The organism is Vibrio sp. MOR3 (assembly GCF_001557775.1).
In the GTDB taxonomy this organism is placed as follows: domain Bacteria; phylum Pseudomonadota; class Gammaproteobacteria; order Enterobacterales; family Vibrionaceae; genus Vibrio; species Vibrio jasicida.
On record NZ_LNRD01000027.1, the window covers coordinates 1 to 26,036 of the forward strand.

Consider the following 26,036-nt stretch of genomic DNA (forward strand, 5'->3'; position numbering starts at 1 on the left):
CGCATGAAAGCAGTGCTTGCCTAAATCGATACCTAAGATGTGAATGGTAGACATATGGTTCACCTCGTTCTGAGAGCCTACTCTAAGCGTAGGGCTTGAGAGTGAGGCGGACCATATAATTAGCCCCTCACCGAAATGAAGGGCTAAGTATCTTACTCATCAAGAGCTGGTTTATTACAGCATACGCACTACAGAAGGGTGAACTGCGCGATACATGGCGTAATCAATCGCCTTCATGTTACTTGGAAAAACCAAGTTCTCACACAGTAAGTAGGTCTCTACGGATGTATCAATATAGAAGGCTTCGCTATAGGACTCACTTGCCCAATCCAAATCACCATCCAATTCAGCATGTTTGCCTCGAATCACGTAAGACAAAACCGAGTCTCTCACCTCTAGCGCTTGATTCAAATGACGTTTCGCTAGTTCAATATCCCCAATAATGGTTTCATGCAAAGCCAAGGCTTCGTAGATACGAGGCTGAATCGGACCGACCATCATCTTCGCGTTCGCTTCTAGCTTATCACTTAACTGTTGTACTCTTCCCTTTCTTAATTCCAAAGCAGGATCTAGCGCTTTTTGCACATGGTAAGCTATTAGCAATTCCGATTGCACATAAGCATTGTCCGGTTCAATCTCTAGAATCTTCTCCATAAGGTCAATGCCGTGCTGGAATTGGTCGGAGTCTGATACATTTAAATAATGGTTGGCTTGAACGAATAACTCAAGCGCGTCTGGGTTCATTGGCATTCCTGCCACCAGCACTTTTGATTTGAGTTTTGCATCAGGTACTTTAAGCACTCGCATCAAATCCAAAGAGGCTTGCTGCAAAACGGTTTTTAAATGGCTGCTAGTTAAAGCATATTGACGGCTGAACAACACCTTTTCTGAAGAGTTATTGCGGTATTCCACTTCTAAGAAGCTGCCACCACCATTCTCTCGAACTCGCACCACCACCGATTTGCCCGGAACAATACCATTAGTGAATGACGCCTTCTTGAGCATCACTCGGTAATCACTCACCTGAGCGATATCTGCCATGAGTTTCTGAGCAAAGCCGTCGGCCAAGTCGTAACTCAACCCGCCTTTATTGAAATCATCTTGGAACTTAAACTCGATAAGGTGGGTATCAATGGCTTGTGTAATACGCACTTCCGATTGCTTATAAGTAAACACCCCCATCACGACCACCAAGATACTGATCCAGATGAAGTTCATAAAGCCTAAACGCCAAGGACTAATTTTGTTGGGTTTACGCGGTGCTTTTTTCTCTTTCGACATCTCGCATACAGCACGAGTTAAAGGACCTGCTGGAAATGTCATAGCCGGAGCGGGAAGTTCAGATGCTTCTTCTTCCATATCGTCAATGACAGGAGGAAGTTCATCAGTGCCACAATGACGAGCAGCAAGAAACTCATCATGCGATAGCGGTGCCACATTCGCCACCAGCTTGTAACCGCGCTTAGGCACAGTGATCACGTAGCTGATGTTTTCTTCTCGACCATCACGCAGTAGCTTACGCAATTCAAAAATCGATTGAGTGACGACTTGATCCGTCACAATCGCACCAGCCCAAACATATTGGATCAGCTCTTCGCGATTGAAAACTTCACTCGCGTGTTCAGCAAGGAAATGCAGCAGATTAATTAAGCGTGGTTCAACGGTAACTTCCCTGTCTTGTCGATACAGCTTATTTTCATCAACGCTTAAAACCCAATCATTGATTTGAAAATAGACTCCAACCATGTATGAAAACTCTCGTATCTGATAGACAGCGTCGCTTTAGGAATAGGGGGACTACAATTCTTACGGTCGACTAAAGGCGAGATTATAGGTGGGAAAGCGGCTTGAACCTAGAAAAGCAAGCCGCCAAAAATGCAAACTTAAGTTAAATGACGCAAAAATGAGACTATTCAAGGGCTGCCAAGATCGAGCAATGGCTGGCATCATCATTGTTATGCCCGCAGCAAGCGTCATTTATCTTCTTCAAAGCCGTACGGATTTTGCTGAGTTCAGCAATCTTCTCATCAATTAAAGTTAACTTTGCAGAAGTAATGGCTTTCACCTCAGCACAACTGTGTTCTGTCGCTTCTAATTTGATCCCTAGCAGCTCTTTGATTTCTTCCAAACTTAAACCAAGCTCTTTCGCTTTAAGAATGAAACGTACCTGCTTTTGGTTCTCTTCATTATATAATCGATAGCCTGATTCACTTCGTCCTGCGGGTTTAATCAACGCATTTTTTTCGTAGAAACGCAATGTATCGGCAGTCACACCACAGCGTTTCGCCAGTTCACCTATCTGAAACATAACTTCCCTTATTAACTATCTCGTTACTTTTTAAGCGAAAGCACGAGGTTTTTACAATTATTTTTGAGATGCCAAACGATTGCGCGAGCTTTTTTGTAATAAATTGGTTAGAATACGCGCCATCAAATAGTGGAGACTGTTTTCTTGATAAGAAAACACCCTGCAAAGGTTTTTACCAAAACTGGCCAATATTTTACCCTAAGAGGTGGAAACAAGTTCATTTTTGGCAAACATCTTTAACTCCGTGAATTTGAGGAAAATGGAAGCATGAACAACGCTCGCCCTATTCGCCGTGCGCTTATCAGCGTATCAGACAAAACAGGTATTGTTGAGTTTGCACAAGCTCTTGCTGAGCGCGGTGTCGATATCCTATCTACTGGTGGCACTGCTCGCCTGCTTGCTGAAAAAGGCATCTCTGTTACAGAAGTATCTGACTACACTGGTTTCCCAGAAATGATGGACGGCCGTGTTAAGACTCTGCATCCAAAAGTTCATGGTGGTGTTCTAGGCCGTCGCGGCCAAGACGATGACGTGATGGAAACTCACGGTATCAACCCTATCGATATGGTTGTTGTAAACCTATACCCATTCGCAGAAACCGTTGCTAAAGAAGGCTGTACGCTTGCTGATGCTGTTGAGAACATCGACATCGGTGGTCCAACAATGGTTCGCTCTGCAGCGAAAAACCACAAAGACGTAACTATCGTTGTTAACGCTCACGACTACGACCGTGTTATCGCTGAAATGGACGCGAACGAAAAATCTCTAACACTAGAGACTCGCTTCGACCTTGCTATCGCAGCATTCGAACACACGGCTTCTTACGACGGCATGATCGCTAACTACTTCGGCACTATGGTTCCATCTTACGGTGAGAACAAGGAAGGTGATGAAGAGAGCAAATTCCCTCGTACGTTCAACCAACAGTTCGAGAAAAAACAAGACATGCGCTACGGTGAGAACAGCCACCAAGCAGCAGCATTCTACGTTGAAGCAAACCCTGAAGAAGCATCAGTTTCTACTGCTCGCCAAATCCAAGGTAAAGCCCTTTCTTACAACAACATCGCTGACACAGATGCAGCACTTGAGTGTGTGAAAGAGTTCGACGAGCCAGCATGTGTGATCGTTAAGCACGCTAACCCATGTGGTGTAGCACTAGGTGAAGATATCCTAGAAGCTTACGACCGTGCGTTCAAAACAGACCCAACGTCTGCATTTGGCGGCATCATCGCATTCAACCGTGAACTAGACGCTGCAACAGCAACGGCTATCACTGAGCGCCAATTCGTTGAAGTTATCATTGCTCCTTCTGTTTCTGCTGAAGCAGTAGAAATCGTAGCTGCTAAGAAAAACCTTCGCCTACTTGAGTGTGGTGAGTGGACAACTAAGACAACTGGCTTTGACGTGAAACGCGTTAACGGCGGCCTACTGGTCCAAGACCGCGACCAAGGTATGGTGTCTGAAGATGACCTTAAAGTAGTTTCTAAGCGTCAACCAACCGCTGAAGAGCTAAAAGATGCGCTGTTCTGCTGGAAAGTAGCGAAGTACGTGAAATCTAACGCGATCGTTTACTCGAAAGGCGACATGACTATCGGTGTAGGCGCAGGCCAAATGAGCCGCGTTTACTCGGCGAAAATCGCAGGCATTAAAGCTGCAGACGAAGGTTTACAGGTTGAAGGTTGTGTAATGGCATCAGATGCATTCTTCCCATTCCGTGACGGTATCGACGCGGCTGCAGAAGCGGGCATCAAGTGTGTTATCCAACCGGGGGGTTCTATGCGTGATGACGAAGTTATCGCAGCGGCAGACGAACACGGCATGGCGATGATCTTTACGGGCATGCGTCACTTCCGCCACTAATTAGTTTTTGGTCTTCCCCTTTACCAAGGGGGAGTTAGAGGGGGTCTGTTGTACGCACACGACTTACCCCTCCCAACCTCCCCTTAATAAAGGGAGGAGCGAAATCAAAGGAAATATTATGAATATTCTTATCATTGGTTCAGGTGGCCGTGAACACGCACTAGGTTGGAAAGCGGCACAAAACCCAAATGTTGAGACTATCTTCGTGGCTCCAGGTAACGCAGGTACAGCACTAGAGCCTAAATTAAAGAACGTAAACATCGCAGTAGAAGACATCGCAGGGTTGGTTGCTTTTGCAAAAGAGAAAGCGATTGAGCTAACCATTGTTGGTCCTGAAGCGCCACTGGTTATCGGTGTGGTTGATGCTTTCCGTGAAGCAGGCCTGCCAATCTTCGGCCCGACACAAGCAGCAGCGCAGCTTGAAGGATCTAAAGCGTTTACTAAAGATTTCCTTGCTCGTCACCAAATCCCAACGGGTGCATACGCGAACTTCACTGAAATCGAGCCAGCACTTGCTTACGTTCGTGAACAAGGTGCGCCGATTGTTGTAAAGGCCGACGGTCTTGCTGCTGGTAAAGGCGTGATTGTAGCGATGACACTGGAAGAAGCTGAAGACGCAATCAAAGACATGCTAGCAGGCAACGCATTTGGTGATGCAGGCAGCCGCGTGGTTATCGAAGAATTCCTAGATGGTGAAGAAGCAAGCTTCATCGTTATGGTCGATGGTGAGAACGTCTTACCAATGGCCACCAGCCAAGACCATAAACGCGTAGGCGACAAAGATACTGGTCCTAACACCGGTGGTATGGGTGCATACTCTCCAGCTCCAGTGGTGACACAGGAAATCCACAACCGCATTATGGAAGAAGTGATTTACCCAACGGTACGTGGTATGGCTTCGGAAGGTAACCCTTACACTGGTTTCTTATACGCGGGTCTGATGATCGATGCAGATGGCACTCCAAAAGTGATCGAGTACAACTGCCGCTTCGGTGATCCTGAGACGCAACCTATCATGATGCGCATGGAATCGGATCTTGTTGATCTGTGCCTAGCGGCAATCGACGAGAAACTGGATCAAGCGGAATCGAAGTGGGATCCACGAGCATCGATTGGTATCGTGCTAGCGGCCGGTGGTTACCCAGCAGCATACAACAAAGGCGACGTAATTTCGGGTCTGCCACAAGTTGAAATTGAAGGCGAAAAAGTCTTCCATGCTGGTACAGATAACAAAGACGGCGACATCGTGACAAACGGTGGTCGCGTTCTTTGTGCAACGGCACTTGGCAACAGCGTATCAGAAGCGCAGCAGCGTGCTTACGAGCTTGCAAAACAGATCAGTTGGGATGGTGTATTCCATCGCAACGATATCGGCTACCGTGCAATTGCACGTGAGCAAGAAAAATAAAAACAACTTCAGTTGGCTAAAAAGACAAAAGGCGCATTCAGCGCCTTTTTTATTATGTTTTTATCGAGAGATTTCGAAGCTACGTTTAATCCGAGATCAACTTTGGTCGTGATACGCAATCAAAATCATCATCATTGAGCATCAGCAATTCATCGACGGTTGCCGTACTGCGAGACTCCTTGCCGATGAATGCAATGTAACTGTCCACTGAAGCTAACCTATCTATCACAAACTTAGGCAGGGTCTGGTTAAATTCCAATGTAGCAAACTCTCGCCCTTTGCAGGTTTCGAATGTTTCCCCATCCCAATAACCCTGGATTAGGCTCTTACCATCTCGGGATTGTTTCTTGATCGAAGCCACCACGTCATTTGCTTCTTTCTTATATCGTTCGAGTTGATCTCGCTGTAAAGGTAGCACTTTCCCGTTCACACGGTATTGCTGATAAATCGCATCACCATCTTTATTGAATCGAATGTGGATTTGAAAAGGCACCAATCCTTGTTTGGCATCGAGTTGCTCACCTTTTCGAATCAACTCTCTGAGCTCATCGTCATCCCAACGATAATCACTCTGATACGAGCCGTAATCACCCATAGTGACATAGTCTGCTGCCTTGCTGACACGCGTAAGGCGCTCAGTCATCCAGTATAAGCTGGTGGCATCCCCCATGATTTTCCCGCCAGAGAAATGAGTAAATTGTTCGAGGTTTGGGGTTTCTACAGAAGCACAGCCAAAAAGAGTCAGGCTAGATAGGAGGAGTGAAGTGAGTAGATGTTTTTTCATGAAATTGCACCGAGGCAGAATACCTCGGTGCATTTTAACTTAGTTTACTGATTCTTTCAGCGCTTTACCTGCTACAAATGCAGGTACGTTAGCCGCTGCGATTTGAATCTCGTCACCAGTCTTAGGGTTACGACCAGTACGTGCAGCGCGGTGGTTCACTTTGAATGTACCAAAACCAATTAGTTGAACTTGGTCACCCTCTTTAAGAGCGCCTGTTACACCCTCAAGAGTTGCTTCAAGAGCAGCTTTAGCTTGTGCTTTAGATAGATCTGCTTTCTCTGCGATAAAGTCGATTAATTGGGTCTTGTTCATTAGGTTTCCCTTCTCATATGTTATCGAATTCAACTCACTCTAAAACATAAATGCCCCATCTGGCAAAGGTTTGTAAGCGATCTTTCGATTTTCTGACGTAGTTTTAGCCATAATATGAGTAATAACTCACAATTTGTTACTACTTGCACGATGAAAGCTCTTGCTTTCTAATGCAATAAGACCGATTTATAAGGCACTTTTGCGGTTATAATCTCTGCAAAGACCAACTATCACATTACATTCAAGGGCAACTATGCTGCTGTTATCCATTTATATCTCTATTGCTATCGGCGTTTCGTTTATCTGTTCGGTGCTGGAGGCGGTACTACTGAGTATCAGTCCGAGCTACATTGCACAGCTCAGACAACAGGGGCACCCTGCTTCAGCTCAGCTAGAAAAACTGAAGTCGGACATCGACCGTCCATTGGCTTCAATCCTGACGTTAAACACTATTGCTCATACTATTGGTGCAGCAACGGCAGGTGCACAAGCGGCAGTTGTGTTTGGTAGCGAAGCACTTGGTATCTTCTCTGCGGTTCTGACTTTAGCGATTCTTGTACTTTCAGAGATCGTACCTAAAACGATTGGTGCAACCTACTGGCGTCAATTAGCGCCTGCAGCAGCCGTATCGCTGCGTTGGATGGTTTGGGCACTGACACCATTCGTGTGGTTCTCAGAGCAGATTACAAAGCGTTTAGCACGCAACCACGAAGCACCAAAGATGCGTGATGAATTATCCGCAATGGCGATTCTTGCAAGAGAAAGTGGCGAGTTCGCAGAAGGCGAATCAAAAATTCTGAGTAACCTACTTGGTATTCAAGATGTACCCGTGACTCAAGTCATGACACCTCGCCCAGTCGTGTTCCGTGTGGATGCTACGATGTCGATTAATGAGTTTCTTGATAAACACAAAGAAACACCGTTCTCTCGCCCTCTGGTTTACAGTGAACAAACGGACAATATTGTTGGCTTCGTACACCGCTTAGAATTGTTCAAGCTGCAACAATCTGGCAGTGGTGAAAAGCAACTTGGTGCCGTTATGCGCCCTATTCAAGTCGTGCTAAACAATACCACTTTACCTAAAGTGTTCGACCAGATGATGAGCCACCGTCTACAACTGGCTTTAGTTGTCGATGAATACGGCACAATTCAAGGTCTAGTGACACTTGAAGATATCTTTGAGCACCTATTGGGTGAAGAGATCATCGACGAAGCGGATAAGAGCACAGACATGCAAGAGCTAGCTTATCAACGCTGGGAAAACTGGAAAGAGAAGCACGGCGTGATTGAAAGCCGTGACGACGATGAAGAAGAGGAACAACTGGAGAAACAGGACAAAGAGCCAGAAGCTCAAGAGCCAACCAAACCAGACTCTAAAGAATCGTAATCAGCATTGGGCATAACAGCTCGAACGCACAAATTAAAAAGGCATCCACCATGGATGCCTTTGTTTTATCTATTCAACAATTAAAGTGCAATGCCGATATTGCTCACGGCTTCTTCGCGCAGCTCTTCACGCAAATCTTTAATCAAGCTGATGTCACGCTCTACCGCTTCACGCAGTGGACGGAAGATAGCCCACTGAACATCCCACTCTTCACACACGGCTTCATTTTCTTTTTGGTTGTCGTTTGTGATTGGCTCTGCACCTTGTGCTTGTTCTAGGTCAGCAACAGTTTGTACCGACTGTTGGCTCACTTTAAGCATTGAATCGAAAAGGTAGTCGCGATCCAACAGACCATGCAGCAGTGTCGACAAGCTCTGACAAGCATCCATCGCTGGATAAACACCGTAAAAATCGAACTCATCTGCACTTGGGAACAATTCTTCTAACTTCTCTAATTGACGTTCGAAGTTAATTTTCGCGTTCTTAACCGTCAGAATTTCCCATACACTATCAAGAATCGCTCGGTAAGCACGTGGCTCAGCAAATTCTGTATTCTCACAAAACATCGCATAGTTTGGATACATGCGTTCACACAGACACGCCATGAAGGTAATTTGTTGCCAAGGTTCTAGTTTTTCCAAACGAACCTGAAGAGGATTCTTAAGCATAGTCACTCAATCATTGAAGAAAAAATCAGCGAAAGTGTACTTGATTCATCACAGGGAAAAAAGTTAATGCAGCATCCAAATCAGATTTTCCTGCTCTCGGAGCATCGCGACACCTACGAAACATTACTAGCGGACAAAAATCTGCCCGATCTTGCCATCACAAACAAACCTCAAGATGCTCAGATCGTTCTGGCGGATCCACCATTACTATCACAAAGGTTAGACGAGTTTTCACAGCTTGAGTGGGTGCAATCAACATTTGCTGGGGTGAATGCTTTGATGATGCCGAATCTGCGCCGGGATTATACCTTGACTAATGTTCGCGGTATTTTTGGTCCATTGATTGCCGAGTACGTGATTGGTTACAGCATTGCTCACTTCCGTCACTTCATGCAATACCACCAGCAGCAACAGGCCAAACAATGGCAGCCGCATCTATATACCTCGCTACAAAGCAAAACCATGGTGATTCTCGGCACCGGCAGTATCGGCAGTCATTTGGGTAAAACGGCACAACTGATGGGCATGAAAGCCATAGGAATCAATCGTACTGGTATCCCCACTTCTGGCGGTGAATTCAATCAAACTTTTCATATCAATGAACTCGCCAGTGCCTTTCACCAAGCGGATATCGTGGTAAATACGCTGCCGAGCACGACAGAGACGCAACGTTTACTCAATAGTCAGGTGCTAAGCCATCTTAATCTGGCATTGCTATTTAATGTTGGAAGAGGCGATGTGATTGATGATGTAGGTCTGTTGCTCGCTCTAAAGAATCGCTGGGTCGAACATGCTTTTCTCGATGTGTTTGAACTAGAACCACTTTCACCACAACATCCGTTTTGGAAACTTCCGCAAGTAACCATCACTCCTCACATCGCAGCGTTAAGTTTCCCTGAGCAAGTAGTCGACATTTTTGCAGACAACTACTTGAGTTGGAGGGACGGTTTCTTTCTAAATAATCAAGTTGATTTCGACAAAGGGTATTAACCGTTTTATGTCTCTAGAAACATTGCTAAAGCAAGTGCGAGCTTGCCAGATCTGCGCAGACGATTTACCTTTGGGTGCAAACCCTGTCGTGCAAGCCGCAAAAGACGCACGCATCCTAATCATCGGACAAGCGCCGGGGACACGTGTGCACAAAACCTCGATACCTTGGAACGATCCAAGCGGCGATCGGTTACGCCAATGGCTCGATATCGACAAAGACACTTTCTACGACCCAAACAAAATAGCCATTGTCCCGATGGGCTTCTGCTATCCAGGCAAGGGTAGCTCTGGCGATTTGCCTCCTCGCAAAGAGTGTGCGCCCGCTTGGCATAATCAGATTCTTGAGCAGTTGCCCAATATAGAGCTGACTCTGCTGATTGGTCAGTACTCACAGCAGTACTATCTCACCAACAAACCAAAGACGCTCACGCAAACTGTTCAGCAATGGCAGGATTGGGAACCGGACTTTATCCCGCTTCCTCACCCTTCTCCGCGCAACATATTATGGCTAAAGAAGAATCCTTGGTTTGAATCTGACATCGTGCCACACCTTAAAAAACGTGTTCATTCGATGCTTTAGGTTACCCGTGATCTAATTGCTTGTTTATCTGTACAAAAAAATTAGCGCACAAGAGCCACAATCATAAATCGTTGTTTATAATAAATTTTAATGTATAACGTACAGTCTAAATAGCAATTAGATCATGGCAGACCAAATACTACCAGAGCTGTACAGCCTTGAGTTTCAGATAAAAAAATACCGACACTGATTGCCGGTATTTGATTTCAAAAAAGTCGAATTTACTTGTGGTACGGCTTAGATAGCTCGTGTACCGCTTCCACAAATACGCCCGCGTTTTCTGGCGGCACATCCAAATGGATACCGTGGCCTAAGTTGAACACGTGACCAGTACCTGCATCGCCAAAGCCTTCTAGAATACCCGCTACTTCTTCACGGATACGCTCTGGTGAAGCGTAAAGCATTGATGGGTCCATGTTACCTTGTAGAGCCACTTTATCGCCGATACGCGCTTTCGCGTCTGCAATGTTGATTGTCCAGTCTAGACCTACCGCATCACAGCCCGTTGCTGCGATTTGCTCAAGCCACATACCACCGTTCTTAGTGAACAATGTTACTGGTACGCGACGACCGTCGTTTTCACGAATCAGGCCATCTACAATCTTGTGCATGTATTGCAATGAGAACAGGTTGTAGTCACGAGGAGTCAGTACACCGCCCCATGTATCAAATACCATCACCGACTGTGCACCCGCTTTAATTTGCGCGTTTAGGTACTCGATAACGCTGTCTGCTAGCTTATCTAGAAGTAGGTGCAGCGTTTGTGGTTCTGCGTACATCATCTTCTTGATCTTGGTGAACGCTTTTGAGCTGCCACCTTCAACCATATAAGTCGCCAGTGTCCATGGGCTACCAGAGAAACCAATCAGTGGAACGTCACCGTTCAAGTCTTTGCGGATTTGACGCACTGCGTTCATTACGTATTGCAGCTCGCCTTCTGGATCTGGCAGGCCAATCTTTTCTACGTCGGCTTTGCAAGTGATTGGCTTATCGAAAACCGGACCTTCACCAGCGGCAAAACGAAGCTCTAAGCCCATTGCATCTGGGATAGTTAGGATGTCAGAGAACAAGATCGCTGCATCAAGAGGAAAACGGCGTAGTGGTTGAAGCGTTACTTCTGACGCCAACTCCGCGTTTTTACACAAAGACATGAAATCGCCCGCTTGCGCACGAGTTGCTTTGTACTCTGGTAGGTAACGACCTGCCTGACGCATCATCCATACTGGCGTGTAATCTACTGGCTCTTTTAGAAGGGCACGCAGATAACGATCATTTTTTAATTCAGTCATTCCGTAATTCCAATTGTTAGGCTTTCTTTGAAAGGGGGTATTCTATCACTGATTTAAGGCTAATAGCTGTGTGCTTTGCAACCTGGATCAAGTTATTAACTTTTAAATCAGTGCTTAATTTGCACCCAGTCGGTATCAGTGTTAAAAATTTGTTCGCTAGCGAAAACTACAATTATAAACTGAGTACCCGGTACTCAGCATCTCATAACGACATCTTACTTACCCCCTCCCTCTCGGAGGGTTTTTTTTATCTATTTTTCAGCCAATTAGATTCGACATCTTGTCGCGTTTGCTCGATAAGCGCTCGAGCAATCGTCCCTTCTGGTGCAACCGGCGGCATCTCGTCAACACCAAACCACTGTGCATCTGACAGTTCGGTGTAATCCGGATTCAATTCGCCAGACTCGTAATCAGCAAGAAATGCCATCATCATGCTGGATGGAAAAGCCCATGGTTGGCTGCCAAAATAGCGAATATTTTTAACGTGCACGCCGGTTTCTTCATGCACCTCTCGAGCCACACATTCTTCTAGGGTTTCTCCCACTTCTAAAAAGCCCGCAATGACGGTGTACATGCCATTTCGATGACGAGGGTGCTGTGCCAACAAAATCTGGTTATCTTTGCGTACAGCGACAATGATGCACGGGAAAATACGCGGATAGTGTAAGGTACGGCACTCACCACACTGCATTGCCAATTGATTGTTGTTGAGGAAGTTACGCCCGCCACATTGAGGGCAAAAGCGCAGGCTTTGTGTCATGTGGCCATATTGAATCGCTTTACTAATCAGCAAGAAAAGCGCCTCTGGGAAATGGAGACAATCTCGCAAAGACACAAGATCTAAATCATGGTCTAAATCACACAGGTTTATCCATATGACTGGGGCACCTTGGTATTCACCAATTTGCCTTGCACTCGCCTCTGGCAGCGAGAACTGCTCTGCATTACCAAATGGAATAGCACCATCCACCAGCCAGATATCACTTCCTGAGACAACGCACCAATAGGCGTTTTTCGTACGGTTAACTTCACCTTTTCTTAACATTACAGCGTCCCTTTGCTTGAAGTTCATCCATTTTACTGGCAATCTAATTTCATACCAGAGTTTGTTGTTCGTTAGATTTGCAACTATAAATTCTAGTAAGGACAAGAGTTTGTAATCACTTTACTAACTTTGCTTTGCAAAGGATACGTTCGCCAATGGGCGATCAGATCATGAGGGCATGGTCATGCTAAAAAAATTCAAACAAACACAGGACCAATGGGGTGGCTCAAGTGAGGTCATTGATCATTGGCTGGAAACAAGACAGTCTTTGATTGTCGAATATTGTAAGCTTGCAGCACTGCAACCTTGTTCGAAAACGAACGTTATTGAACTTCCTTCTCCAGACGAATTACAGCACTTCTGCCAACATCTTGTTGACTATATCTCCGAAGGCCATTTCAAGATATACGACATGGTCATGGATAAATGGAAAGCGACTGGCTTTGTCGCTACTGATGAAATTAATCAGGCTTACGCGAAGATAGTTCTAACTACCGAACCGCTTCTTAACTTTACCGATAAATACTCTGATGTTTCAGCCGAAGATGAACTGGCCGATTTCGATTCAGATATGTCTCTGATTGGAGAAATTATCGAAACGCGCTTTGCGGTAGAGGATCACTTGATTCAGTTGATTGCCGACAGTTTAGCTATGCCGCCTGGCGCATAGCGAGAAGCGAGAAGCGAGAAGCGAGAAGCGAGAAGCGAGAAGCGAGAAGCGAGAAGCGAGAAGCGAGAAGCGAGAAGATTCTTGAGGGTTGGCGTGTATTCGTCAACCCTTTTTGTTTTTCGGGATTCGGTTCATTTTGTCTTTCTAAGGGACAAGTTCTGTCAACACCTTTCGAAGCCAAACTTCTTGCACTAGCCCTCCAACAACACCTCTCGATTCCTAAGGCGAAGCGCTCTCGGAGCGTAAGCGTTCTATTTGACTTCAAACAAAAAAGGCACCCGAAGGTGCCTTTTCTTTTAAGCTCTCAACGATTACTCGTCAGAAGAGAAGCCAGCGTTTAGAAGTGCCGCTAGGTTATCTGTTGCTTGTTCAGCAGATGGACCTTCTTGCGCTTCAGCACGTTTAGCTTGACGATCTTGGTGGTATGCGAAACCAGTACCAGCTGGGATCAGACGACCAACAATTACGTTCTCTTTCAGACCACGTAGGTCATCACGCTTACCAGAAACCGCAGCTTCTGTTAGTACGCGAGTTGTCTCCTGGAACGATGCCGCAGAGATGAATGACTCAGTCGCTAGAGATGCCTTAGTGATACCTAATAGCTCACGCTCGAAACGTGCTGGCTCTTTGCCTTCAGCTTCTAGGTTACGGTTAGAAATCTTAACTTGTGAGTATTCAACTTGCTCGCCAGGTAGGAACTCAGAGTCACCTGCGTGAGTAATTGTACACTTACGTAGCATTTGACGAACGATAGTCTCGATGTGCTTATCGTTAATCTTAACGCCTTGTAGACGATAAACTTCTTGAACTTCGTTAGCGATGTACTGAGTTACCGCGTGTACGCCACGTAGACGTAGAATGTCATGTGGAGACTCTGGACCATCTGCGATCACGTCACCACGTTCAACACGCTCACCTTCAAATACGTTCAACTGACGATGCTTAGGAATCATCTCTTCGTAAGCGTCACCGCCGTCACGAGTGATTACTAGACGACGTTTACCTTTCGTCTCCTTACCGAAGCTCACAGTACCTGTGTGCTCAGCAAGAATCGCAGGCTCTTTAGGCTTACGAGCTTCGAATAGGTCAGCTACGCGTGGTAGACCACCGGTGATATCTTTGTTACCGCCAGATTTCTGAGGGATACGTGAAAGTGTATCACCCACACCTACTTCTGCGCCGTCTTCGATGTTTACAATCGCTTTACCAGGTAGGAAGTAGTGAGCTGGCATTTCAGTACCAGGGATCATTACGTCGTTACCTTGCTCATCAACAAGTTTGATAGCTGGACGCATATCTTTACCTGCTGCTGGGCGAGCTGCTGGATCAGTTACTTCGCTTGAAGATAGACCTGTTAGGTCATCTGTCTGACGAGAAACTGTAACACCGTCGATCATGTCTACGAACTGGATGCGACCTGCCACTTCAGTGATGATTGGCATAGTGTGCGCTTCCCAGTTAGCAACAACGTCACCAGCTGTTACTGCATCGTTGTCGCCTTTGCTTAGCATCGAACCGTAAGGAAGTTTGTGCTTCTCTTTAGTACGACCGAACTCATCAATGATAGTTAGCTCAGATGCACGAGACGTGATTACTAGCTTCTTATCTTTGTTGATTACGAACTTAGCGTTGTGCAGTTTAACTGTACCAGTTGTCTTCGCTTGGATGCTGTTCTCTGCTGCTGCAGTAGATGCCGCACCACCGATGTGGAACGTACGCATCGTAAGCTGTGTACCCGGTTCACCGATAGACTGAGCAGCGATAACGCCTACTGCTTCACCTTGGTTCACTAGGTGACCACGTGCTAGGTCACGACCGTAACACTGTGCACAACAACCGAAGTCAGAGTCACATGTAACAACAGAGCGTACGCGCATGCTGTCTACAGAGTTCTCTTCCATGATCTGACACCACTTCTCATCAATTAGAGTGTTACGTGGGATCAGAACATCTTCTGTACCTGGCTTAAGAACGTCTTCAGCTACTACACGACCTAGCGCTAGCTCAGTTAGTGCAACTTTAACATCACCACCCTCGATGTGAGGCATCATGTCAACACCCTCGTGAGTGCCACAGTCATGTTCAGTTACAACAACGTCTTGAGCAACGTCTACTAGACGACGAGTTAGGTAACCCGAGTTCGCTGTTTTCAGTGCCGTATCCGCAAGACCCTTACGAGCACCGTGCGTTGAGATAAAGTACTGAAGTACGTTTAGACCTTCTTTAAAGTTCGCAGTGATTGGCGTTTCGATGATTGAACCATCTGGACGCGCCATCAGACCACGCATACCCGCTAGCTGACGAATCTGTGCAGCAGAACCACGAGCGCCCGAGTCAGCCATCATGTAGATGCTGTTAAACGATTCTTGTTGCTCTTCTTCACCGTCACGGTTAACTACCGTTTCAGATGAAAGGTTTGCCATCATCGCTTTTGCTACGCGATCGTTGGTCGATGCCCAGATATCGATCACTTTGTTGTAGCGCTCGCCCGCAGTAACAAGACCAGATTGGTACTGTTCCTGGATTTCACGTACTTCTTCTTCCGCTTCTGCGATTTCAGTGTACTTAGCTGGCGGTACAACCATGTCGTCGATACCAACAGATACACCAGATAGTGCCGCGTATGCGAAACCGGTGTACATGATTTGGTCAGCGAAGATTACTGTATCTTTAAGACCAAGCTTACGGTATGCCTCGTTAAGTAGGTTAGAGATCTGTTTCTTACCTAGCTTTTGGTTAACGATGCTGTACGGTAGGCCCGATGGCACGATTTGCCATAGCATTGCACGACCGATAGTTGTATCAACCATCTTAGTCTCAGTAGTGCTGTTACCATCTTCGTCTACAACTGTTTCTGTAATACGTACTTTAACGCGTGCGTGTAGCTCAGCGGTCTTAGTGCGGTATGCTTTCTCAGCCTCTGCAGGGCCAGAAAGGTACATGCCTTCACCTTTCACGTTGATCTTGTCACGAGTCATGTAGTAAAGACCCAATACAACGTCCTGAGAAGGTACGATGATCGGATCACCTGACGCTGGCGACAGAATGTTGTTTGTCGACATCATCAGAGTACGAGCTTCAAGCTGTGCTTCTAGAGTTAGAGGCACGTGAACCGCCATTTGGTCACCATCGAAGTCCGCGTTGTATGCCGCACACACTAGTGGGTGTAGCTGAATCGCTTTACCTTCGATTAGTACTGGTTCGAACGCCTGGATACCTAGACGGTGAAGTGTAGGTGCACGGTTAAGCAGTACTGGGTGTTCACGGATTACTTCGTCTAGGATATCCCAAACGACAGCTTCTTCACGCTCTACCATTTTCTTAGCAGCTTTGATTGTAGTCGCAAGACCACGAGTCTCTAGCTTGCTGTAGATGAATGGTTTGAATAGCTCAAGTGCCATCTTCTTAGGAAGACCACACTGGTGTAGACGAAGGTATGGACCTACTGTGATTACAGAACGGCCAGAGTAGTCTACACGTTTACCTAGAAGGTTCTGACGGAAACGACCTTGCTTACCCTTGATCATATCAGCAAGAGATTTCAGAGGACGCTTGTTAGAACCTGTGATCGCACGACCACGACGACCGTTATCTAGTAGCGCATCAACAGACTCTTGCAGCATACGTTTTTCGTTACGTACGATGATGTCCGGAGCAGCTAGCTCTAGAAGACGCTTCAAACGGTTGTTACGGTTGATCACACGACGGTATAGGTCGTTCAGATCTGAAGTCGCAAAACGACCGCCATCTAGTGGTACTAGAGGACGTAGATCTGGCGGAAGAACTGGAAGTACAGTCAGGATCATCCACTCTGGGTTGTTGCCAGATTGAATAAACGCTTCTACCAGTTTCAGACGCTTAGTGACTTTCTTACGCTTAGTTTCAGAGTTAGTTGTTTCTAGCTCTTCGCGCATTTGTTCAGCTTCAGCGTGCATATCCATAGAACCTAGTAGGTCCTTGATAGCTTCTGCACCCATCTTAGCAGTGAACTCATCACCCCACTCTTCTAGACGATCCAGATACTCTTCTTCAGTAAGCATCTGAGATTTTTCTAGATCAGTCATACCTGGTTCAGTTACTACGTACATTTCGAAGTAAAGAACACGCTCGATATCACGTAGTGGGATATCCATTAGTAGACCGATACGAGACGGTAGCGATTTTAGGAACCAGATGTGAGCTACTGGTGATGCTAGCTCGATGTGGCCCATACGGTCACGACGAACTTTAGTTTGTGTAACTTCTACACCACACTTCTCACAGATAACACCACGGTGCTTCAGGCGCTTGTACTTACCACAAAGACATTCGTAGTCTTTAACTGGACCAAAGATACGCGCACAGAACAGACCATCGCGTTCAGGTTTGAACGTACGATAGTTGATCGTTTCAGGTTTTTTAACTTCACCGAAAGACCATGAACGGATCATGTCCGGAGAAGATAGACCGATTTTGATAGCATCAAATTCTTCGGTCTTATGCTGTGCTTTTAGAAAGTTTAATAAGTCTTTCACAATCAGCTCCTGTAAGGAGTTAAAAGGAGCTCACTCGCTAAAGTGAGCACCTTCTACCAAATAATCGCTTTTTGGTTCTCTCAACCTTGGTCAAGAGAAAAGAGATTACTCTTCGTCTTCTAGCTCGATGTTGATACCTAGCGAGCGAATCTCTTTCAACAGTACGTTGAACGATTCTGGCATACCAGGTTCCATGCTGTGGTTACCGTCTACGATGTTTTTGTACATCTTAGTACGGCCGTTAACGTCATCCGACTTAACCGTTAGCATTTCTTGTAGAGTGTAAGCAGCACCGTATGCTTCTAGTGCCCATACTTCCATCTCACCGAAACGCTGACCACCGAACTGAGCTTTACCACCAAGTGGTTGCTGAGTTACTAGGCTGTACGAACCAGTTGAACGAGCGTGCATCTTGTCATCAACAAGGTGGTTCAGTTTCAGCATGTACATGTAACCTACCGTTACAGGACGCTCAAACTGGTCACCCGTGCGACCATCAAACAGTTTTAGCTGACCAGATTCTGGTAGGTCTGCTAGTTTCAGTAGCGCTTTAATAGACGCTTCTGGTGCACCGTCAAATACTGGAGTCGCGATTGGTAGACCGCCACGTAGGTTCTTGATCAGAGTACGAACTTCGTCATCAGATAGAGAAGCAATGTCTACTTTCTGGCGAGTTTCGCCTAGGTCGTAAACTTTTTGTAGGAACTCGCGGAATTTCGCTAGTTCTTGCTGCTCTTTAACCATCTGGTTGATCTTGTCACCGATACCTTTCGCTGCCAGACCTAAGTGTACTTCTAGGATCTGACCGATGTTCATACGCGAAGGTACACCCAGTGGGTTAAGTACGATGTCTACAGGCTGACCTTTCTCATCGTATGGCATGTCTTCAACAGGGTTGATCTTAGAGATTACACCCTTGTTACCGTGACGACCCGCCATCTTATCACCAGGCTGGATACGACGTTTAACCGCTAGGTAAACCTTAACGATCTTCAGTACGCCAGGTGCTAGATCATCACCTTGAGTGATCTTGCGACGCTTAGTTTCGAATTTCTTATCGAAGTCAGCTTTTAGCTCGTCCCACTGCTCAGCAAGTTGCTCAAGCTGTGATTGTAGTGCATCGTCTTCTAGCGTTAGTTCTAGCCACTTCTTACGATCAGTTGTGTCTAGTTTCGCTTCAGAGTAACCACCATCGATCAGTACAGCTTTAACGCGGTTTAGAAGGCCACCCTCAAGAATCTGGAATTCTTCAGTTAGGTCTTTCTTCGCTTCTTTAAGCTGCATTTGTTCGATTTCAAGCGCACGCTTGTCTTTCTCTACGCCATCGCGAGTGAAGACTTGAACGTCGATAATCGTACCTGATACAGAGTTAGGTACACGTAGTGAAGTATCTTTAACGTCAGATGCTTTTTCACCGAAGATTGCACGTAGTAGCTTCTCTTCAGGCGTTAGCTGAGTTTCACCTTTAGGTGTTACTTTACCAACTAGGATGTCGCCACCCTTAACTTCAGCACCGATGTAAACGATACCTGACTCGTCTAGTTTAGACAGAGCAGATTCACCTACGTTTGGAATATCAGCTGTGATCTCTTCAGAACCAAGCTTAGTATCACGCGCCACACAAGTAAGTTCTTGGATGTGGATAGTCGTGAAACGGTCTTCTTGAACTACGCGCTCAGATACTAAGATCGAGTCTTCGAAGTTGTAACCGTTCCAAGGCATGAACGCGATACGCATGTTTTGACCAAGCGCTAGTTCACCAAGGTCTGTTGAAGGACCATCAGCAAGAACGTCACCGCGTGATACAGGTTCACCTGGCATCACACATGGGCGCTGGTTAATACATGTGTTCTGGTTAGAACGTGTGTATTTAGTTAGGTTGTAGATGTCGATACCAGCTTCACCTGGTACTAGCTCTTCTTCGTTCACTTTAACAACGATACGAGAAGCATCTACTGACTGGATTACACCACCACGTTTAGCAACTGCAGTTACACCTGAGTCAACTGCTACGTTACGTTCAATACCAGTACCAACAAGCGGTTTGTCAGCTTTCAGTGTTGGAACTGCCTGACGTTGCATGTTCGCACCCATCAATGCACGGTTCGCATCATCGTGTTCTAGGAACGGGATAAGCGAGGCAGCGATAGATACAACCTGGTTTGTCGCAACGTCCATGTACTGAGCGTGCTCACGAGGGTGTAGACCAGATTCACCTTTTTGACGAGCTGTGATCAGCTCATCTGCAAAACCGCCTTCTTCAGTTAACGCAGCGTTAGCCTGTGCGATAACGAATTGGCCTTCTTCGATTGCAGATAGGTAATCTACTTCGTCTGTTACAACACCATCTACAACGCGACGGTATGGCGTCTCTAGGAAACCGTACTCGTTACAACGCGCAAACGCAGATAGAGAGTTGATCAGACCGATGTTTGGACCTTCCGGCGTTTCGATAGGACATAGACGACCGTAGTGAGTTACGTGTACGTCACGTACTTCGAAGCCAGCACGTTCACGAGTTAGACCGCCAGGACCCAATGCAGAAATACGACGCTTGTGCGTTACTTCTGATAGCGGGTTGTTTTGGTCCATGAACTGTGAAAGCTGTGAAGAGCCAAAGAATTCTTTAACAGCTGCAGAGATTGGTTTCGCGTTGATCAGGTCTTGAGGCATGATTGCGTCAAGATCGCCTAGGCTTAGACGCTCTTTAACTGCACGCTCAACACGTACTAGACCTACACGGAACTGGTTCTCAGCCATTTCGCCTACAGAACGGATACGACGGTTGCCAAGGTGGTCGATATCGTCCACTTCACCTTTACCGTTACGGATCGCGATAAGCTTCTTCATCACTTCAACGATGTCTAGCTCGTCAAGTGTGCCTTGCTCTTGAGCATCTTCACGGCCGATAGAGCTGTTGAACTTCATACGACCAACAGTCGATAGATCGTAACGCTCTTCAGAGAAGAATAGGCTTTCGAATAGTGCTTCTGCAGCTTCTTTTGTTGGTGGCTCACCAGGGCGCATCATGCGGTAGATTTCTACCAGTGCAGAAATACGATCAACAGTGCTGTCGATACGTAGTGTTTCTGACATGAATGGACCGTGGTCTAGATCGTTGGTGAACAACGTTTCTAGTGATTTGTGGCCAGCCTGAGATAGGTTCGCTAGTGCTTCCAGGCTAATTTCCTGGTTAGCGTTAACAATGATCTCGCCTGTTGCTTCGTTGATGTAATCTTTCGATGCAACTTTACCAACGATGTACTCAACTGGTACTTCGATGTGATCAACGCCATCTTTTTCTAGTTGGCGGATATGACGAGCTGTTACGCGACGACCTTGCTCAACGTAAGTTTTACCGTTCGCTTCGATGTCGAACGACGCAGTTTCACCACGTAGACGATCAGGAACCAACTCCATTAGTAGAGTTTGGTCTTTCACTTCGAAGTTCACTTTTTCGAAGAAGATATCTAGGATTTCTTCTGACGTTTTACCAAGTGCACGAAGGATGATCGAAGCTGGTAGCTTACGACGACGGTCAATACGTACGTATAAGTTATCCTTAGGATCGAACTCAAAGTCTAACCATGAGCCACGGTAAGGAATTACACGTGCGTTATATAGAACTTTACCTGAAGAGTGGGTCTTACCCTTATCGCTGTCGAAGAACACGCCTGGGCTTCGGTGCAGCTGGGATACGATAACCCTCTCGGTACCGTTAATTACGAAGGTACCATTGTCTGTCATAAGCGGAATTTCGCCCATGTAGACTTCTTGTTCTTTAATGTCTTTTACAGTACCTGCTGGTGCGTCTTTATCAAAGATTACTAGACGTAGTTTTACGCGTAGTGGCTTTGAGTAAGTTACACCGCGGATTTGACATTCTTTAACGTCAAAAACTGGCTCACCAAGACGGTAGCTAACGTATTGCAGCTCAGAATTGCCGTTGTAGCTCTGAATTGGAAATACAGAACGGAAAGCAGCTTCAAGACCGTATTGACCTTCAGGATCCTGTTCGATGAATTTGTCGAACGAATCGAGCTGGATCGATAGCAGGTATGGAATGTCCAAAACTTGTGGACGAGTACCAAAGTCCTTACGGATGCGCTTTTTCTCGGTATAAGAGTAAACCATGGGGTTCCTCAGCTCGCTGATAAGTGACCCAAACCGTCCGCCCGCACCTAGTTACTTAAGGGGGGTAAGGGACAGTGACTAAATAGCTGTTTACTGTAGTGACATTTCATTGCGTAGGAATGAAATGTTTTTTGCATAGACATGAGACGCTTAAACAGCGGGAAAATTCGCTCATGCCCTACAGCGCAAAAAGGCCGGTGGTTAAAAAACCACCAGCCATTAGCCGTTAGGCTATGAAATTAAGTAATAATTACTTAACTTCAACAGAAGCGCCTGCTTCTTCTAGCTGAGCTTTAAGAGCTTCAGCTTCAGCTTTCTCAACGCCTTCTTTTAGAGGTGCTGGAGCGCCGTCTACAAGAGCTTTAGCTTCTTTAAGACCTAGGCCAGTTGCGCCACGTACAGCTTTGATAACAGCAACTTTGTTGCCGCCAGCTGCAGTTAGGATTACGTCAAATTCAGTTTGCTCAGCTGCAGCTTCGCCGCCTGCTGCGCCACCTGCAACTACTGCAGCAGCAGCAGTTACACCGAATTTTTCTTCCATAGCTTCGATTAGTTCAACAACTTGCATTACAGACATTTCTGCAACTGCGTCTAGGATTTGCTCGTTAGTAATAGACATAACAATTCTCTTTTAAGTCAACAATAAGTTTATTTTGCAACCAGTAAAAAGCAAGGCTTAAGCCGCTGCTTCTTCTTTTTGATCGCGGATAGCAGCGATAGTACGTACCAGCTTGCCAGCAGAAGCTTCTTTCATGCACATCATTAGGCGTGCGATTGCTTCGTCGTAAGTTGGTAGTGTTGCTAGTACTTCAGCGTCAGTTAAAGCGCCTTCAAATGCAGCAGCTTTGATCTCGAAGTCTTTGTTCTCTTTAGCGAAGTCTTTGAAAAGACGCGCTGCAGCACCTGGGTGCTCATTAGAGAATGCGATTAGCGTAGGACCAGTGAAAGTGTCAGTTAGACACTCGTACTCAGTACCTTCTACCGCACGACGAGCAAGAGTGTTACGAACAACTCTCATGTAAACGCCAGCTTCGCGAGCTTGTTTACGTAGAGAAGTCATCGCGCCAACTTGAACGCCACGAGAATCAGCTACAACTGCAGAAAGTGCACCACTGGCAGCTTCGTTGACTTCAGCAACAATTGCTTTTTTGTCTTGAAGGTTTAAAGCCATCTTGGATTTACTCCTGGTTGTCGTTACACCACTCACTATCATCACGACAGTGAGAGCTATTTAGGTGCTTCCCAGAAGAAAGTTAACTATTTACATAGAGCTTTCTGTCAGTTCGGGCACCATCTACGTAGGATAATTAAGCTTGTTTTGACACAAACACCTACGGTCTTGGACGGAGACTGGGTCTTAATTCATTTCGAACTAGGAGACAGTTCAAAGAACCAAAGTTCAGCCCCAACCACAAATATTAGGCGCAAAATTATACACAAATTTTGCGCCTAAGCAAATAAATTATGCTTGAGTGTTCAGGCTAGCCTGATCAACTGCAACACCAGCACCCATCGTAGTAGAGATGCTTACTTTCTTCAGGAAAGTACCTTTCGCTGAAGATGGCTTAGCTTTCTTCAGAGCAACTAGAAGTGACTCTAGGTTCTCTTTGATCTGCTCAGCAGAGAAGTTTGCTTTACCGATAGTAGTGTGGATGATGCCGTTTTTGTCGTTACGGTAACGAACCTGACCTGCTTTAGCGTTTTTAACTGCTTCAGCAACGTTAGGTGTTACAGTACCAACTTTAGGGTTTGGCATAAGACCGCGAGGACCTAGGATAGTACCTAGTTGACCTACAACGCGCATTGCATCTGGAGAAGCAACAACTACGTCAAAGTTCATTTCGCCTTTCTTCACTAGCTCAGCTAGATCTTCCATACCTACGATGTCTGCGCCAGCTTCTTTAGCTGCTTCAGCGTTTGCACCTTGAGTGAACACTGCTACGCGGATGTCGCGGCCAGTACCGTGAGGTAGTACAGTTGCACCACGTACGTTCTGGTCAGATTTACGAGCATCGATGCCTAGGTTAACAGCAACGTCTACAGATTCAACGAATTTAGCAGTCGCTAGTTCTTGAAGAAGAGCAACAGCTTCGTTGATTTCGTATTCTTTAGTTACGTCAACTTTTTCGCGGATTACGCGCATGCGCTTAGTTAGTTTTGCCATCTTATTAACCCTCTACCACTAGGCCCATTGAACGAGCAGTACCAGCGATAGAACGCTTCATCGCTTCGATGTCAGCACCAGTCATATCAGCAGCTTTAGTTTCTGCGATTTCTTGGATTTGAGCGTCAGTTACAGTGCCCACTTTTTCAGTGTTTGGACGACCAGAACCAGACTTAACGCCAGCAGCTTTCTTAAGAAGAACAGCAGCAGGTGGAGTCTTAGTTACGAACGTGAAAGAACGGTCGCTGTATACTGTGATAACTACTGGAGTTGGTAGACCTTTCTCAATAGATTCTGTTTTTGCGTTGAACGCTTTACAGAATTCCATGATGTTCACACCGTGTTGACCTAGAGCAGGACCAACTGGTGGACTTGGGTTCGCAGCGCCAGCAGCAACTTGTAGCTTGATGTAAGCTTCAACTTTCTTAGCCATGATATTTCCTAAAGTTTGGGTTCTAACGCTAGTCTGCTGACCAGCTCCCCGTTTACGTAAAAACTCTTTACTTCATGAGAAGTAAAAAGGCGCGAAATTATAGTCATAATTCGCGCCTTAGACAACCCTTAAAAAGGTGTTTTTTTAATCAAGTTTTTCAACTTGACCAAATTCAAGCTCAACTGGTGTTGCACGACCAAAGATCGATACAGACACTTTCAGACGGCTCTTCTCGTAATCTACTTCTTCAACAGTACCATTGAAGTCAGCAAATGGACCTTCGTTAACACGTACCACTTCACCCGCTTCGTACATTGTACGAGGACGAGGAGACTCACTCGCTTTCTCAAGACGGTTAAGAATCGCGTCAGCTTCTTTATCTGTGATAGGTGCTGGACGGTCTGAGGTACCACCAATGAAGCCCATGACACGCGGCACACTGCGTACTAGGTGCCATGATTCATCGTTCATAATCATCTGAACAAGGACGTAGCCTGGGAAAAACTTACGTTCAGATTTACGACGCTGACCCGCGCGCATTTCCACTACTTCTTCAGTAGGAACTAGTACTTCACCGAATAGCTCTTCCATAGCGTGCATTTTGATATGCTCACGTAGAGATTGAGCTACACGACCTTCAAATCCAGAGAAGGCTTGAACTACATACCAGCGTTTTTTTGGAGCTTCACTCATGAATCACTACCCTCTATACCCCAGTTGCTAGAGCAACTAAACGAACCATGATGCCGTCAATTCCCCATAGCACTAGAGCCATTACAATACTTACAGCTAAAACAATCAGTGTTGTTTGCATGGTTTCTTGGCGTGTAGGCCAAACAACCTTACGAACTTCCATACGAGATTCTTTTGCAAAACTGATCGCTGCTTTACCTTTAGTCGTTGTCGCTGCAACGCCTAGGGCAGCTGCAATAAGAACAACAACGCCTGCAGCACGAACAACTACAGACATCTCACCATACAGGTAATTACCCACAACAGCGGCCGCTGCTAATACGAAAGCGGCAATCCACTTAAACGTATCTGCTGCGTTTGAGCTATCAGGAGTTTCAGCATTATTTGCTTTCATAAACCAACCTGTCACAAGTCTTAATATAGACGACAATAACCCCGCTGTTGCAGGGCAAACTCCATATCGCTGAAAAAATCAGCGCTACTCTCTTAAGATTAAGCCTCTCCGCCTAATCTTGCTCTACTCTCAACCAAATCCTGAACAAGAAAACAGCTAAAATAATGTTGAGCGCAGAAAAAGGGCATCAAATGATGCCCTTTTTGATACTGGTTCGTCAAATCTAATTCAAGATTTTCCGAAGACATTCGTTAATTCGTTAAGAATTATGCGAAAATCTTAGCAACAACACCAGCACCTACAGTACGGCCACCTTCACGGATAGCGAAACGTAGACCTTCGTCCATTGCGATAGGAGCGATTAGTTCAACAACCATTTGGATGTTGTCGCCAGGCATTACCA

At 46.0% G+C, this 26,036-nt stretch carries 21 protein-coding genes and 2 pseudogenes; 7 read left to right on the top strand and 16 right to left on the bottom strand.

The features are described from left to right. Nucleotides 1-174 precede the first annotated feature (174 nt). Together cadC and zntR are read right to left on the bottom strand one after the other, a co-directional pair. Nucleotides 175-1,746: a lysine decarboxylation/transport transcriptional activator CadC gene (gene cadC / locus ATB76_RS26115; RefSeq protein ID WP_038873394.1), complete on the bottom strand. Its 1,572-nt coding sequence runs from the start codon at nucleotides 1,744-1,746 to the stop codon at nucleotides 175-177. Between the two features lie 163 nt (nucleotides 1,747-1,909). Continuing rightward, on the bottom strand, nucleotides 1,910-2,308 hold the full coding sequence (gene zntR / locus ATB76_RS26120; RefSeq protein ID WP_038873397.1) for a Zn(2+)-responsive transcriptional regulator: 399 nt from the start codon (nucleotides 2,306-2,308) through the stop codon (nucleotides 1,910-1,912). Nucleotides 2,309-2,357: 49 nt separating this feature from the next. On the opposite strand from zntR, the pseudogene ATB76_RS28520 reads away from it, so the two are divergent. From ATB76_RS28520 to purD, 3 genes and pseudogenes are all read left to right on the top strand, one after another. Continuing rightward, nucleotides 2,358-2,432, top strand: a pseudogene (locus tag ATB76_RS28520) (phosphoribosylamine--glycine ligase); the annotation flags it as partial. A gap of 143 nt (nucleotides 2,433-2,575) precedes the next feature. Next, complete coding sequence (gene purH / locus ATB76_RS26125) at nucleotides 2,576-4,168, top strand: bifunctional phosphoribosylaminoimidazolecarboxamide formyltransferase/IMP cyclohydrolase (protein ID WP_038882075.1); 1,593 nt, start codon at nucleotides 2,576-2,578, stop codon at nucleotides 4,166-4,168. Between the two features lie 118 nt (nucleotides 4,169-4,286). Then, the gene (gene purD, locus ATB76_RS26130) at nucleotides 4,287-5,576 is read left to right on the top strand and encodes a phosphoribosylamine--glycine ligase (protein ID WP_061036338.1); all 1,290 of its coding nucleotides are present in this window, start codon (nucleotides 4,287-4,289) and stop codon (nucleotides 5,574-5,576) included. An 85-nt stretch (nucleotides 5,577-5,661) separates the two neighbouring features. On the opposite strand, the gene ATB76_RS26135 is transcribed toward purD, so the two are convergent. Then, the gene (locus ATB76_RS26135; protein WP_061036339.1) at nucleotides 5,662-6,360 is read right to left on the bottom strand and encodes a DUF1481 domain-containing protein; all 699 of its coding nucleotides are present in this window, start codon (nucleotides 6,358-6,360) and stop codon (nucleotides 5,662-5,664) included. A 39-nt stretch (nucleotides 6,361-6,399) separates the two neighbouring features. Beyond that, nucleotides 6,400-6,672, bottom strand: coding sequence for a nucleoid-associated protein HU-alpha (hupA, locus tag ATB76_RS26140; RefSeq protein WP_005433627.1), 273 nt, complete (start codon nucleotides 6,670-6,672; stop codon nucleotides 6,400-6,402). A gap of 253 nt (nucleotides 6,673-6,925) precedes the next feature. Between hupA and ATB76_RS26145 the strand changes: the two genes are divergently transcribed. Continuing rightward, nucleotides 6,926-8,059 (top strand): hemolysin family protein, encoded by a 1,134-nt coding sequence (locus ATB76_RS26145; RefSeq protein ID WP_038873409.1) that lies wholly within the window; start codon nucleotides 6,926-6,928, stop codon nucleotides 8,057-8,059. 80 nt (nucleotides 8,060-8,139) lie between these two features. Here the strand turns inward: ATB76_RS26145 and ATB76_RS26150 are convergent, their stop codons facing one another. Then, entirely contained in the window at nucleotides 8,140-8,727 is a 588-nt protein-coding gene (locus tag ATB76_RS26150; protein WP_005434878.1) for a DUF416 family protein, read from the bottom strand. Nucleotides 8,728-8,793: 66 nt separating this feature from the next. Here ATB76_RS26150 and ATB76_RS26155 point away from each other — a divergent pair, with 66 nt between their 5' ends. Then, complete coding sequence (locus ATB76_RS26155; protein ID WP_038882073.1) at nucleotides 8,794-9,717, top strand: D-2-hydroxyacid dehydrogenase; 924 nt, start codon at nucleotides 8,794-8,796, stop codon at nucleotides 9,715-9,717. 7 nt (nucleotides 9,718-9,724) lie between these two features. After that, nucleotides 9,725-10,297, top strand: coding sequence for a uracil-DNA glycosylase family protein (locus ATB76_RS26160; protein ID WP_042602749.1), 573 nt, complete (start codon nucleotides 9,725-9,727; stop codon nucleotides 10,295-10,297). Nucleotides 10,298-10,518: 221 nt separating this feature from the next. Here the strand turns inward: ATB76_RS26160 and hemE are convergent, their stop codons facing one another. Both hemE and nudC read right to left on the bottom strand, forming a co-directional pair. Further along, a complete protein-coding gene (gene hemE, locus ATB76_RS26165; protein ID WP_005433634.1) occupies nucleotides 10,519-11,586 on the bottom strand; it encodes a uroporphyrinogen decarboxylase in 1,068 nt (355 codons plus the stop codon). 247 nt (nucleotides 11,587-11,833) lie between these two features. Continuing rightward, entirely contained in the window at nucleotides 11,834-12,631 is a 798-nt protein-coding gene (nudC, locus tag ATB76_RS26170) for an NAD(+) diphosphatase (protein WP_039976396.1), read from the bottom strand. A 178-nt stretch (nucleotides 12,632-12,809) separates the two neighbouring features. Between nudC and ATB76_RS26175 the strand changes: the two genes are divergently transcribed. Beyond that, nucleotides 12,810-13,301 carry an Rsd/AlgQ family anti-sigma factor gene (locus tag ATB76_RS26175; RefSeq protein ID WP_038873422.1) on the top strand — a complete coding sequence of 164 codons (492 nt, stop codon included), beginning with the start codon at nucleotides 12,810-12,812 and terminating at the stop codon, nucleotides 13,299-13,301. A 311-nt stretch (nucleotides 13,302-13,612) separates the two neighbouring features. On the opposite strand, the gene rpoC is transcribed toward ATB76_RS26175, so the two are convergent. From rpoC to tuf, 9 genes and pseudogenes are all read right to left on the bottom strand, one after another. After that, nucleotides 13,613-17,815, bottom strand: a complete 4,203-nt coding sequence (gene rpoC, locus ATB76_RS26180) for a DNA-directed RNA polymerase subunit beta' (RefSeq protein WP_038873424.1) — start codon at nucleotides 17,813-17,815, stop codon at nucleotides 13,613-13,615. 105 nt (nucleotides 17,816-17,920) lie between these two features. Continuing rightward, complete coding sequence (gene rpoB, locus ATB76_RS26185) at nucleotides 17,921-21,949, bottom strand: DNA-directed RNA polymerase subunit beta (RefSeq protein WP_009705466.1); 4,029 nt, start codon at nucleotides 21,947-21,949, stop codon at nucleotides 17,921-17,923. Between the two features lie 250 nt (nucleotides 21,950-22,199). Beyond that, complete coding sequence (gene rplL, locus ATB76_RS26190; protein ID WP_005440561.1) at nucleotides 22,200-22,568, bottom strand: 50S ribosomal protein L7/L12; 369 nt, start codon at nucleotides 22,566-22,568, stop codon at nucleotides 22,200-22,202. 57 nt (nucleotides 22,569-22,625) lie between these two features. Next, nucleotides 22,626-23,120 (bottom strand): 50S ribosomal protein L10, encoded by a 495-nt coding sequence (rplJ, locus tag ATB76_RS26195; protein WP_005440560.1) that lies wholly within the window; start codon nucleotides 23,118-23,120, stop codon nucleotides 22,626-22,628. Between the two features lie 291 nt (nucleotides 23,121-23,411). Continuing rightward, nucleotides 23,412-24,113, bottom strand: a complete 702-nt coding sequence (gene rplA, locus ATB76_RS26200) for a 50S ribosomal protein L1 (protein WP_038873427.1) — start codon at nucleotides 24,111-24,113, stop codon at nucleotides 23,412-23,414. Between the two features lie 4 nt (nucleotides 24,114-24,117). Next, entirely contained in the window at nucleotides 24,118-24,546 is a 429-nt protein-coding gene (gene rplK / locus ATB76_RS26205) for a 50S ribosomal protein L11 (protein WP_005440554.1), read from the bottom strand. A gap of 144 nt (nucleotides 24,547-24,690) precedes the next feature. Continuing rightward, nucleotides 24,691-25,239, bottom strand: coding sequence for a transcription termination/antitermination protein NusG (nusG, locus tag ATB76_RS26210; protein ID WP_005440551.1), 549 nt, complete (start codon nucleotides 25,237-25,239; stop codon nucleotides 24,691-24,693). Between the two features lie 13 nt (nucleotides 25,240-25,252). Further along, nucleotides 25,253-25,633 carry a preprotein translocase subunit SecE gene (gene secE / locus ATB76_RS26215; protein ID WP_005440549.1) on the bottom strand — a complete coding sequence of 127 codons (381 nt, stop codon included), beginning with the start codon at nucleotides 25,631-25,633 and terminating at the stop codon, nucleotides 25,253-25,255. A gap of 266 nt (nucleotides 25,634-25,899) precedes the next feature. Beyond that, nucleotides 25,900-26,036: pseudogene (gene tuf, locus ATB76_RS27835) on the bottom strand (elongation factor Tu); the annotation flags it as partial.